This is a genomic window from Lysinibacillus sp. FSL R5-0849 (genome assembly GCF_038595075.1).
GTDB classification, from domain to species: Bacteria; Bacillota; Bacilli; order Bacillales_A; family Planococcaceae; genus Lysinibacillus; species Lysinibacillus fusiformis.
Map to the genome: position 1 here is coordinate 2,286,410 of NZ_CP152004.1, position 13,212 is coordinate 2,299,621.

Consider the following 13,212-nt stretch of genomic DNA (forward strand, 5'->3'; position numbering starts at 1 on the left):
AAACCTTATCGTAAACTAGTTTCGTTTGAGAAATTCATGATTGATTTATTGAGAGGCATGATCTTTTATGTGTGAAGAGCCATGCTGATGTCCGCCATGTTCACCCTCGGGTGCCGGTAGAAACGTTAAATGCGTTCCATTGAATGTGGACTGTCCCACATGACCTGGTTCTAATAACGTATTAAATTTTTCCTCTGTTAATAAATCTGCTGTTTCCTTTACTTCCTTCACCCATGCATCAAATTCATCATGAGTCACCGCTGTAACGTTAAACGTATTTTCCGCGAACCCTTTACCATTAAAGTTCGCATTTCTTCCCATAAACTCTCCGGGCATATCCGCAGCCAAATGCAAGGTATTCACCATATCGGCCATCGCATATTTTTGACCCCCAAGCTGAGGAATCCAGAAGCTAGTAATCGGTCCATACGAATAAAGCTTGAATTCGATTGGGCGCTCTGCAGGAATATACACATAATTTACGGTTTCAATATCTTCTTCTGGATAACTAAAATGCCATTTCCAGTTAGATGTTGAAGCATAAATGACCAATGGCTTTTCATCTTTGTATTTTTCAGGTGTCGATTCCACCTTGTAGTTACTTTGAACTGAAATAATAGACATGTACGCAACAATTAACACAGGGATACCTACACAAATTACTTCAACCATTGTGCTCCCTTTAATATGGGGAGGCTTATAGTCGGGACTTTGCTTGGAAGCACGAAATTTCATTAACATATAAGCTAAAATCACAAAAACGACTAGTACGATAAAGGACATAATCCCTATCGATAGCATAATATCTTTGGCTTGTACTTGAGCTTGAGGACCTTTTGGATCTAATACTAAAAGCGGGTCACAACCGGTTAACATAGTGACAATAGTGAAAAGACCAATTAATCTGAGCCAACTTTTTTTCATAAACAAACCCCTTTAACTGATTCTTTGAGTGGCTATCGGTTATTATAGGTTTGTATGGATTTTGATTCACAATTGATTTTTATCATAGTGGTACATACTTTGAAAGACAAGGCGTTTTGCAAGATAACACAGAACGTTCTAAAACTAAGAAAGTAATTTTAGTATAATAATATCGAGAGGGATAAGCGTCAAGTAAGGGTTTTCATAGATTTCTAGGGACTAAAATTAAAAGTGGATGGCGAAAGTAATAAGGAAGTGGATGGTTATTTATCGTTAACATTATATTACGATTGACTTTTTAGCTTTTCAGACAAAGCTAGATAAAAGAGGCCATATAGAGGTGAGATTAGATGAATTGGAAACCAGATCGACATGCAAAAAAAGCTATCTATAAACAACTCGCAGAATATATTGAAAAAGGGATTGCAGACGGAACATTTCCGCCCGATAAACCATTACCATCAGAGCGATATTTAGCGAATACTTTACAGGTCAATAGAAGTACAGTTGTTAGTGCCTATGATGAATTAGAAGCAATGGGACTCATAGAACGCAATAGAGGAAGCGGTACAACCATTAGCAAAGATATTTGGGGAATCACAAGAAAGCGAATTCCGAGCTGGAATCGTTACATTGAGGCAGGCTCCTTTTTACCGAATCTACCAGTTACGCAAAAAATAAGAAAGGAGGCAGTGGAACACAAACTCATCAATTTAGCGACCGGAGAATTATCGGAGGATCTTTTTCCTAAAAGCGCATTAAGAGAGATTACAGCAACACGTTCTTTCATTGGTAGTCTTGGATATGATCACCCACAAGGAAGTGAGATTCTACGAACGACTCTTACAAATCATATTAAAACTAGCAGAGGAATTGATACAAAGCCATCTTCCATCCTCATTACTTCTGGAGCTCAACAGGCGTTACATTTGATTGTCCAATGTCTGTTAAAGCCTGGAGATGCTGTTGCGATTGAAGATCCTTCGTATAACTTCAATTTACCTATTTTTAAATCGGCTGGTTTAAAAATCCATTATCTTCCTGTTCATAAGGATGGCATTAATCCAGAAGATTTGCAAGCACTATATAAAAAGCATCGAATTAAAATGATATTTTTAAACCCAGATTTTCATAATCCAACAGGCTCTTCATTAGCTATAAAGAAAAGAGAGGCTATTCTAGAAATATCGTCCAAGCTAGGCATTCCAGTAGTAGAAGATGATCCTTATAGCTTAACAGCCTTTTCAGGTGAGAAAAGACCAACATTAAAATCATTAGATAAAAACGGAAATGTATTATACATTAGCTCCTTGTCTAAAATTGTAGCTTCGGGTTTACGAATTGGCTGGATTATTGGTCCTACATCGGTTATTGAAAGACTATCCGACGCCAAGCAACAAATTGACTTTGGCCACTCCAGCTTCACGCAATGGATAGCGAATGACTTTTTAGAGTCCTCCAATTTTAACTTGCATATAAAACATTTAGTGAAGGAATTGGAAAGACGCCGTGATACAATTATCCAAAGTCTCCATACGTACTTAAAGGATCAGGTGACATTTTTCACACCACTGGGCGGCATTCATATATGGTGCCAAGTACTAATGGAAGATTATAATGAAACACAATTATTAGAAGAATCCATTAAACGTGGAGTCATCTATGTGCCTGGCTCTACAATGGGTTCTCAAAAGGGATTTGTCCGTTTTACATACGCCAGGGAAGATACACGGTCCATAGATGAAGGAATCAAAAGGTTTGCACAAGCACTGCATTGCCTAAATGGAAAAAGATGAGTTTTTGTTAATTATAGACAAGTGGATGGTTAAATTAACACTAATGTGGATGGTTAAAAAAGTAGAGAAAGTATTTATGATAGAAACATGGATAACCAACATCCATCAAAGCTATCGACAATCATGGACGTGTGGATCGATTCACAATTATTCGCACAAGTAATGAAATCTGTAAATAGGGAAGGTGATAGGGAAACCTTGATAGTAATGCCGAGGACATTAGGGACGAGGTAGGTCACTAATGCTGGAAGGTCCATGCTTCACAGAGGTTTTTACGAAAAAATGCTAGAAGCCCACTTTTAATAAAGAGGTTATAACATTCACAACACCTATCGTTAATGTTGTTTTAAAGCTTTACCTGTTCGAACAGTCTCATTTTTAGCTTTAGCTGCCGATGAAAAAAATCAAGGCAGTCACTACTTATTATATTTTATTGCCCACGAGAATATATAAGGGATATAGGCACTCCTTATATACTCCAATCAAATCTAGTTAAAAACATTAATTAGCCACCTAGCTCCGCACTACCATCAGCGCGCTAGGTGGCTACTTTTATAGAAAAGCTAGGGAAAATAGTTGAGTAATCTATTAATAAGTTTTAATATTCTGATTATAATAGTTTTTTGATTACTTAGCTAAGGGGGATGATGATGGTATTACAAATAGGTGAAAAAATAACATTTGAACGGACATTTACAAAGGAAGATGTAGAATTATTTACGAAGGTTTCTAAAGATGAAGGGGTTCATCATATTACACCCGACGAACAGGGGCGGATTGTAGTGCAAGGGCTACTAACAGCCACACTTCCTACAAAAGTCGGGGGAGACTATAATGTGCTAGCTCGTAACATGAATTTCGAATTTTTACGTCCCGTTTTTAGCGAGGATACGATTTGTTGTGACGTCATAATCGAGCAATTTGAACGAGATGAAAAAAATCGAACAGCCATTACAGCAATATTTACATGCATAAATCAATTGGACAAAGAGGTATTAAAGGGGAGTTTTTCAGGTATTATTTTATAAATCAAAGTGGAGGTGTATATGAAAAGTACTGAGATTCTTTTTTTCGAACGTCCATTTCCAAGTGCGAATAGTATGATTATTAGAGATGATCAATCTTTTTTAGTAGATACTGGATTTGGCAGCGATATTGTGCGAACTGAGCAGCTTTTAACATCTGCAGGGATTTTACCAGCACAATTAAACGGCATTATTAATACCCATTATCATAGTGATCATGTTGGAGGAAATCATTATTTTCAACAACAGTATGAAATACCCGTTGCTGCACATCTTTGGGAAGGTGAAATGGTGAATCAATGTGATTTAGAGTCCTGTGGTGCACATTTTTTAGATCAACCCGTGGAACAATATACCGTTCAGCAATTACTAGTAGATGAACAGCAAATAATGACGGGGCAAAGTGCTTTCCAAGTTTTACATACACCAGGACATACATTGGGTCATATTGCATTATACGAACCAAAACAAGAAATTTTAATTTGTGGAGATTTATTTCATTATAATGATGTGGGATGGCTGAATATATTTAGAGAAGGGACAAACAGTATAAGACGTTCCATAGAAAGTTTAGATCGACTCGCTACACTTTCTATCAAAAAAGCATATCCTGGTCATGGCCCGGCTATCGATGAGCCATCCATAATGATAGACAAAGCAAGAGAAAGACTTGAAAAATGGATAGAGTCTCCTGAAAAAATGGCTTGGCATGCCTGTAAGCGAATTTTTTCATTTACGCTGATGATAAAAAACGGTTTAAAGAGTAGAGAAATTACTCCTTATCTACTAAGCTGCAGTTGGTTTTACGATTTCGCTGTTCACTCTTTCCGTTTAAAACCTGAGGAATTTGTACAACCATTGCTAGATGAAATGATTCGATCAAAAGCCGCAGTATGGCATCAAGACATATTAATCGCAACAGCACCATATGAAGCACCCAATCAAAAATGGATAGAAGAGGATTGGAAACCAAGGAATTGGACAAAGTAAATGTGCAATTTTGTACTATAATGATTTTAATAATAGATGTAATAATTCAAAGAGATAAACTTGAAAGGAAGTTTGCTTCATGGATATTACATCTTTTTTATTGTACTGTTTTATTATTACGGCTACACCAGGACCGACAAATGTGGTTATTTTATCAACGACACAAAATTACGGTATTAAAAAGGGCTTACATTTTTCTTATGGTTCTGCAATTGCGTTTTTTATTTTATTAGCATTATCAGCTTTTCTAAATTCATTGTTTTCAACTTTGGTCCCAAAAGTATTGCTAATTATGCAAATACTAGGAACAGCTTATATGCTTTATCTAGCTTATCAAATAGTTAAAATGGATATTTCGAGTGATGCTACTAATAAAGTAGGAAACTTCAAATCAGGGTTTTTCATGCAATTTTTAAACCCTAAAGTCGTATTATTTACAATGACAGTTATTCCAAGCTTTGTGCTACCATACTATGAATCATTTATCGCGATATTCGTAAGTGTATTCGCCATTACCCTCATCGTATTAATAGCTTTCTTATTATGGGTATTGTTTGGAGCTATCTTTAAACAATTTTTACAACAACATAAAAAAGTCGTCAATGCTTTCATGGCTTGTTGTTTAATATACGCAGCCATCATGATTTGGATTGAATAGAGGTGAAAGGAATGCAGCAATTTACTTATAAAAAAATGGATGGAATTACAGCATTGAAGGCAAGCTTTACTGATTTTAAGTATAAAAAGCATGCTCATCAGGAATATGCATTCGGGGTAACATTAAAAGGTATCCAGCATTATCATCTAGATGGATGTTTACAGCTTTCACACCAAAATGGCGTTATGCTTTTTAATCCTGAACAAGTACATGACGGAATGGCTTATAATCGTGAAGGACTCGAATATGTAATGCTTTACGTAGAGCCATCTTTATTTTTAGAGGCTATTCAAAAAAGAGAAATCATTAGCTTTGACAAACCTATTATCTATAACAATAGTATAAAGAACCATATACTAAAACTGTCACAAGCAATTTTAACAGAAGAAAATTCAGCATTATGTCATGAGTTGTTTTTACATTTATCAGATGGCTTAGTGGAGCAAGATTTTAGTTTAACCATGAAAATGGATAGTATTATGATTAAAAAAGCGAAAGAGATCATCCATTCACATGTAGAAAATATACTCAAAATCGAAGATATTTGTCAGGAGCTACAATTGACAACATTCCAATTCATTCGTCTTTTTAAAAAGCACACTGGGATTACGCCTTATCAATATTTCTTAAACTGTAAAGTCGAACGAGCTAAATCCATTATTGAACAAACAGGTGATATTTATGCGGGAGTTGCACAATGTGGATTTGTTGATTTACCCCATCTAAATAAACATTTTAAAAGTATTTTTGGTATTACAGCATTTGAATATTTATCTATTGTTAAAAACTGAGAGTAAAATGAATGGAATTGATAATAAATAGAATTTTATGTTAAAGTATAGTTACTTAAATTGATCGGAGGGTGAAAAGATGAGCCATTGTTTATTTATTCGAAAACATCATTTCAATATAAATAAACAAGAAGCCATTCTCCACCTATCATATTTAGAAATTGCTACTCTATGACTGTTTATGCTCATTCAAAAAATGTTATGTACGGGGACGAGTTTTTGAACATTTGTTGAATCAACATAAACGATCAAACGGTTGTCACAGATAAAAAAACTGGATACCCATATACGTTGATACATAGGGAAACTATTTTCATTGAGCAAGATGCTTCTGTTTATAAACAGAGGCATCTTTTTTATTTTTATTCAAATGTCGGGGTGATGCATATGAACAACTAAATGGAATGATTACGGAAGAATTAATGAAGGGAGCATTCACATGATTGAAATTCAAAATCTAACCATTAGAACGATTAAAGACAATCGGACGTTGATCGATCAATTCCAGCTAAGTATTCAAAAAGGCGACAAAATTGTCATTATAGGTGAGGAGGGGAATGGCAAAAGTACATTATTAAAATGTATTTATAACGAAAAATTAATGACTGATTATTGTACGTTTGAAGGGAAAATTCAAAATGACGGCTACTTATTAGGTTATCTTTCACAGGAGCTATCGGCACAGGAAGAAATGTTAACGATCACTGAATTATTTTTAGATAATAGTTGGAATAAGGATCTGTTAATGGCCATGGATGATTTTAATATCCAATCCTTAGTTTCAGATCAATCGATTAGTGATTTCTCAGGAGGGGAACGATTTAAATATCGTTTTTTAAAATTACTCTCCATGAATCCTGATGTTCTGTTACTGGATGAACCGACAAACGATTTAGATATAGGCACAATAGATTGGTTAGAAGCGTATATGCAGCAAACTACGATTCCTATCATATTTGTATCGCATGATGAAACATTTATTAAAAATACGGCGAATGCTATTATTCATATGGAGCTTACCAATCGCAAGCAAATACCCAAATATACATTTTCAAGAGAGCCCTATGAAACATACCTGGCACATCGGGAAAACGAGCTACTCAAACAAGAGCAGGTAGCGAGGAAGCAAGCAGCCGATTATAAAAAACAAATGGAAAGGTGGCATGATGTTTGGAATAAGGCAGAGCATCAGCATCAAAATGTAGCTCGCTCGGACCCGAGATTACAGAAGAAAGTAAAATCATTAAAAAATCAAAAGCAACGAATGGACAGAGCTACAGAGAATTTTTTCGAGATTCCAACTGTAGAGGAGGCAAGCGAATTCCGATTCGATTCCTCTATCCATATACATCGCCATAAAAAAATTCTAGAGCTATCATTGGAAACGCTTGAAATAGCAAACAAACAGCTTTCCCAAAATATAAACTTATCGATCATTGGACCAGAAAAGGTTGCGATTATTGGCGAAAATGGGGTAGGGAAATCAACCTTGCTAAAAAAGATATTGGACACGTTGAAGGACCGTTCTTCATTAACAATAGGATATATGCCGCAAAATTACGAGGATTTATTGGACCCAAATCAAACACCTATTCGTTTTTTAGAAAAAACAGGTGATAAGGAAGCGATGACGAAAGCTTTTACTCATTTAGGGAGCATGAAATTTACGAGCGATGAAATGCAGCAAAAGATTGGCCAGTTAAGCGGTGGTCAGAAGGCTAAGCTGCTTTTGTTAAAGATGATTATGGACGGTTGTGAACTATTAATTTTGGATGAACCAACGAGAAACTTTAGTCCTTTGACAACGCCAGTACTGTGTCATGCATTAGCCCAATATGGTGGCGCCATTATTAGTGTTTCTCATGACCGCCGATACTTAAAGGAAGTTGTATCAACCATTTACGAATTAACGAACGTTGGCTTAATCAAGAAATAAGCAATAAAAAAAGTCGATTCTCTGTAAGCAAAGAATCGACTTTTTTTCAAAAAATATATGTAGAACACATTGAAATCAACAATAGCTTATGGTAAATTTATAGAGATAGACGTTGTATAATTAACTTACCACGTACTTTCCCTATTCTAATTATACAATATACTCTATTCTTTCGTCAACAGTTTTATTACTTAGTTTTTAAAGGGGTGGTTGCTATGAAATCAGCAAAGGCACTACAACAGATGGGAGGAAAAAACTACTCAGCTCATTGACGAAGAAGTCCAGACCTAAAAAGACAATCGAAATTCTCAAGAAAATGAAAAAGATAAAAGAAAGTAGGATTGATACTACATGTCGGAGAATACCATTTCTGCCCAGACAAAAGCGCCATACGGCATGATTGCCATTTTATTTATTGGGGCATTTGTCGCAATTTTAAATGAAACATTATTAAACATTGCTCTCCCAGCCATTATGACGGAATTTGATGTAAATGCTACTGCCGTACAATGGCTTTCCACAGGCTATATGTTGATTAACGGTATTTTAATACCGGCAAGCGCGTTCTTTATTCAACGTTTTACGGATAAAAAGCTATTTATTACCGCAATGGCCTTATTTACACTAGGTACATTCCTAGCAAGTATTGCACCAGCATTCAGTGTATTATTAGCGGCACGTATGATTCAAGCTGCAGGCTCAGCCATAATGATGCCTTTACTAATGAATGTTATGCTTACTGCATTCCCAGTTGAAAAACGAGGCGCAGCGATGGGGATGTTTGGTCTCGTGATGATTACTGCTCCAGCAATTGGACCTACGCTTTCCGGCTGGATCATTGAACATTATAGCTGGAGAATGTTATTTGATATTGTTTTACCAATTGCTATTTTGACATTAATCTTTGCAGCCTTTAAATTGAAGGATGTGACACCACAACGTGCCATTAAGCTTGATGTGATATCACTCATTCTATCGAGTATCGGATTCGGCGGACTGCTTTACGGCTTTAGTTCGGCAGGGGAAAAGGGTTGGGACAATGTACTTGTCTATGGAACAATCATTATCGGAACGATTGCTTTAATTACCTTTGTCCTTCGTCAATTTCGTATGGATGAACCAATGCTTGAGTTTCGTATTTTCAAATATCCTATGTTTGCCTTATCATCGGCAATTTCCATCGTCATTGCTGTGGCTATGTTCTCCGCAATGATTTTAATGCCTATATATGTACAAACGATTCGTGGTATTTCACCAATGGATTCAGGTTTATTAATGCTACCAGGTGCAATTGTGATGGGGATCATGTCGCCAATTACCGGGAAGCTCTTTGATAAATATGGCGCAAGAAGCTTAGCCGTATTTGGATTAATTATCACGATTGTCACTTCTTATTACTTTAGTAAAATAAGTATGGATACGGCTTATTCGACACTTGTTCTTCTATATACATTACGTATGTTTGGAATGTCGATGGTTATGATGCCCGTTATGACAAATGGTCTGAATCAGCTACCAGCGCATAATAATCCACACGGAACAGCAATGAATAATACTCTTCAGCAAGTCTCAGGTGCCATTGGATCAGCTGTATTGATTACAGTTATGAACAATAAAACAACTGCCAAAGCAGAAGAAATAGCGGCTAGTGCCATGAATAATATGAGTGCCAATGCACAGACATCTACACAGGGGGCCGCTGAACTAAAACAACAAATCATGAATGAAGCCATGCTCCATGGTATCAATTACACCTTCTTTATTTCAACATTGATTGCGGTGATCGCACTCATTCTTGCATTCTTTATTAAAAGAGTTAAACCAAATCAAGAACATATGATGCCTAATGAGGATGCTGAAAAACAAGTAGAAGTGAAATAAGTAGGGAAACGGGTGTTGCTTATGTTAGCAACACCTGTTTTTTAGTTTTAAGACGATTAAAAATCTAATTGACTGAACTGATGGAATATAATGATAGTTATAATAATTAAATTGACATTGGAAATTGATTACCATACAATTTGATTGATTCGTCACTCATTTTTTGACAGGTGCTTCTAAGTTTACGATAGATGAAAAAAGAATTCTAAGCTTAATTACAAAAAATCTAACTACCAAGGTTAGTGGGGAGCATGGATGGATAGTGATGTTTTCTAATTAAAACTTTAAAAAGTAATTGAATAGAAGGTTTTTTGCCATAAAGCTCAATAAACTAAGGAGAAATTAATTTGAAGATTGAAACCATATATGACTACGAAATAAATGGTTCATTAAGAGCCAAATTACAATATTTATTAACAGAATGCTTTACTGAAGATTATCCAAAAGAAAGGATTTACTTTAAGCAATTACCTCAATTTAGATTCATAGCAACGGATGACAAAAATGAACTTGTTGGTCAGGTTGGCTTGGATTATAGAATAATGAATTTAAATGGGAAACCTATTAGAGTTCTTGGCATTATCGACTTATGTGTATCAAAAAATCAGCGTTCCCAGGGAATAGGTTCATTGCTACTCTCGAAGATAGATGAATTTTGTAAAGGAAAGTCAGTTGATTTTTTACTCTTGTTTGCAGATAACAAAAAATTATACGTAAATGCAGGATTCAAGTCTGTCAATAATGAGTGTACATGGTTAAAAATAGACCATAAAAATCAATCAACATATGGAATAGGGCATGAAAAAATTAATGAGCTTATGATTAAAGAAATAGGTAATATAAAATGGGAAGATGGCAAAATAGACTTATTAGGCTATCTTTATTAAGCTAAGTCCCTTACTAAAATAAAACAACTTTAAAAGTCTTGTTACTTAAGCAGATGTAACAAGACTTTTATTTGTAATCACTGGAGTTCAATTTAATTGATCAAACGTTTTTTTTATTTAAACATCGTTTTAATAAAATTATCGATATAACGCAATCATTTGATTGGCGATATACTCTGAACTAAAATGAATGCCATCTTTGAGCCACCACATAATGATGCCTAGTACCGACGAGGCGAGTATATCCATAGATAGTGTTACTTCTGTCGGATCCAAACATTCCCTTTCGCGCTTAATCACAATCATGTCTTTTAACATTCTATGAAATTTTCTTTTGAAGCCAGGATGTTCAAAAAGAACAGCTAAAATTTTTCGATGCTTATAAAAATAATCTAAAAAGGTCATTAATTTTTCTTGATTATTTAAATTGTCGATTTGTAAGGTAGGAGAAATTTTCAACGACAGGTCGTCAAAAATATCGTACACAACTTGCTTTAATAAATCATTGATATCTATAAAATGCAAATAAAAGGTAGCACGATTTAGCTCAGCACGCTGGGCTATTTTTTGTACGGTTAGTTTTGTAATGTCTGGATCTTCAATTAAAATTTCTACTACAGCTTCTTTAAACACTCGTTTAGACCGAATAGCTCGGGGATCTTGCTTCTTCTGTGACGTCAATGTTATTCTCCTTTATCTATTAAATTCTATTTTATTAATAGTTTTTATAAATATGTTGTTTAATTAACACTTCTTGAAAAATTGTAAATAGGCATCAAAAAATAAAAATGTTATTATCTATTTTATTGACAGTGTGTTAATAAAACAAGTAGAAAGAGGAATTTTAGCATGTCGGAATTCATCAATAAAAAAGTGTTGTTAACCGTCTTAATTATAGGCTGTTTTTTATCGACACTGAATCAAACATTGTTGAATGTAGCGTTGAGTAATTTGATGGAAGTATTTTCAGTTTCAGCTACAACTGTACAGTGGTTATCTACTGGCTTTATGTTAGTGAACGGAGTATTAGTTCCCATTACGGCATACTTAATGAAACGTTTTTCTACACGCCAATTATTTATTAGCTCCATGCTATTTTTATTAATTGGTTCGATTTTTTGTGCATTGGCACCGAACTTCGCTATGTTGTTAATAGGGCGTATGGTTCAAGCAGTTGGCGCAGGAATTATTATGCCACTGCTAATGAGTATCGTCATGTTTATTTTCCCACCTGAAAAAAGAGGCAGTATGATGGGGTTAATAGGGCTTGCGATGATTTTTGCTCCAGCAATTGCCCCCACATTAGCAGGCTTTATTATTGATTATTATTCATGGCGCTGGTTATTTATCGGCCTTATTCCATTGGTGATCATCACCATTTTATTAGCCGTAAAATACTTGATAAATGTCTCAGAAACAGCCAAAACAAAATTAGACGTAGTGAGTGTTATATTATCAACTATTGGTTTTGGTTTAATTTTATATGGATTTAGTAATGCAGGTAGCCATGGCTGGGATGATAAGGTGGTCATCAGTACGATCTCTGTAGGGATCGTAACAATTGCGACATTTTGTTTAAGACAAATAAAATCTAATGATCCGCTTCTAAATTTATCCGTATTTCAAAATAAAGTATTTACGTTAACGTCCATCATCAATATGATTGTCACAATGATGATGTATGCGGATATGATTTTATTACCAATCTATTTACAAAATGGGAGAGGATTTACGGCATTAGACGCAGGTTTATTATTATTACCTGGTGCACTTGTAAATGCCTTTATGTCTCCTGTTACAGGAAAAATATATGACCGTTATGGAGCGAAGCCGTTGTTTATCATTGGTTTAATTTTCATCATACCTTCTATGTGGATTGTTACAGATTTATCAGAAACTACATCTTTTACTTTTTTAATGATCCGTACCATTTTCCTACGTATAGGTTTGAGTTTTATTACGATGCCTTTGAACACAGCAGGTTTAAATGCCTTGCCGAAAACACTTGTCACACATGGTACCGCAGTTAATAATACGTTGCGTCAAATTTCGGGTGCGATAGGAGCTGCTGTGGTCATTACCATTTTTACAGCACAAACGACAAGTCATGCGAAAAGCTTGCTTGTAGAAACACCCAATGCTACGGCTGAAATGGTTCGTACACTAGCTTCCATCTTAGGCTCCAGTGATGCCTATTATTTCATGACCATCTTAGCGATTATCGCATTTATTTTAACGCTATTTGTTCCCTCTAAAAAAATGATGCAACAAAACGGTTAAGAAGGCTTTGCGATGGAGTCGAGCGGGGGAAGGGGAGCTTGAAA

11 protein-coding genes are annotated in these 13,212 nt (G+C 35.3%); 9 read left to right on the forward strand and 2 right to left on the reverse strand.

Annotation, left to right across the window (positions count from 1 at the left end; translation table 11 throughout):
• Nucleotides 1-45 precede the first annotated feature (45 nt).
• Nucleotides 46-924 (reverse strand): cytochrome aa3 quinol oxidase subunit II, encoded by an 879-nt coding sequence (gene qoxA / locus MKY80_RS11220; protein ID WP_008177588.1) that lies wholly within the window; start codon nt 922-924, stop codon nt 46-48.
• A 350-nt stretch (nt 925-1,274) separates the two neighbouring features.
• On the opposite strand from qoxA, the gene MKY80_RS11225 reads away from it, so the two are divergent.
• The 8 genes from MKY80_RS11225 (at nt 1,275) to MKY80_RS11260 (ending at nt 10,888) form a co-directional block, all read left to right on the forward strand.
• Entirely contained in the window at nt 1,275-2,720 is a 1,446-nt protein-coding gene (locus tag MKY80_RS11225; protein ID WP_008177587.1) for a PLP-dependent aminotransferase family protein, read from the forward strand.
• Nucleotides 2,721-3,370: 650 nt separating this feature from the next.
• Nucleotides 3,371-3,748 (forward strand): enoyl-CoA hydratase, encoded by a 378-nt coding sequence (locus MKY80_RS11230; RefSeq protein WP_043990349.1) that lies wholly within the window; start codon nt 3,371-3,373, stop codon nt 3,746-3,748.
• 18 nt (nt 3,749-3,766) lie between these two features.
• The gene (locus tag MKY80_RS11235) at nt 3,767-4,735 is read left to right on the forward strand and encodes an MBL fold metallo-hydrolase (RefSeq protein WP_089986529.1); all 969 of its coding nucleotides are present in this window, start codon (nt 3,767-3,769) and stop codon (nt 4,733-4,735) included.
• Between the two features lie 79 nt (nt 4,736-4,814).
• On the forward strand, nt 4,815-5,393 hold the full coding sequence (locus tag MKY80_RS11240; RefSeq protein ID WP_342532965.1) for a LysE family translocator: 579 nt from the start codon (nt 4,815-4,817) through the stop codon (nt 5,391-5,393).
• 11 nt (nt 5,394-5,404) lie between these two features.
• A complete protein-coding gene (locus tag MKY80_RS11245; RefSeq protein ID WP_107922257.1) occupies nt 5,405-6,184 on the forward strand; it encodes an AraC family transcriptional regulator in 780 nt (259 codons plus the stop codon).
• Between the two features lie 439 nt (nt 6,185-6,623).
• Complete coding sequence (locus MKY80_RS11250) at nt 6,624-8,120, forward strand: ATP-binding cassette domain-containing protein (protein WP_107922258.1); 1,497 nt, start codon at nt 6,624-6,626, stop codon at nt 8,118-8,120.
• A gap of 351 nt (nt 8,121-8,471) precedes the next feature.
• Nucleotides 8,472-10,001 (forward strand): DHA2 family efflux MFS transporter permease subunit, encoded by a 1,530-nt coding sequence (locus MKY80_RS11255; protein ID WP_342532967.1) that lies wholly within the window; start codon nt 8,472-8,474, stop codon nt 9,999-10,001.
• 347 nt (nt 10,002-10,348) lie between these two features.
• A complete protein-coding gene (locus tag MKY80_RS11260) occupies nt 10,349-10,888 on the forward strand; it encodes a GNAT family N-acetyltransferase (protein ID WP_107922259.1) in 540 nt (179 codons plus the stop codon).
• A gap of 138 nt (nt 10,889-11,026) precedes the next feature.
• Here MKY80_RS11260 and MKY80_RS11265 read toward each other — a convergent pair whose 3' ends face one another.
• On the reverse strand, nt 11,027-11,569 hold the full coding sequence (locus MKY80_RS11265) for a TetR/AcrR family transcriptional regulator (protein ID WP_089986525.1): 543 nt from the start codon (nt 11,567-11,569) through the stop codon (nt 11,027-11,029).
• A 168-nt stretch (nt 11,570-11,737) separates the two neighbouring features.
• Between MKY80_RS11265 and MKY80_RS11270 the strand changes: the two genes are divergently transcribed.
• The gene (locus tag MKY80_RS11270; RefSeq protein ID WP_090001492.1) at nt 11,738-13,168 is read left to right on the forward strand and encodes a DHA2 family efflux MFS transporter permease subunit; all 1,431 of its coding nucleotides are present in this window, start codon (nt 11,738-11,740) and stop codon (nt 13,166-13,168) included.
• Nucleotides 13,169-13,212: the final 44 nt, after the last annotated feature.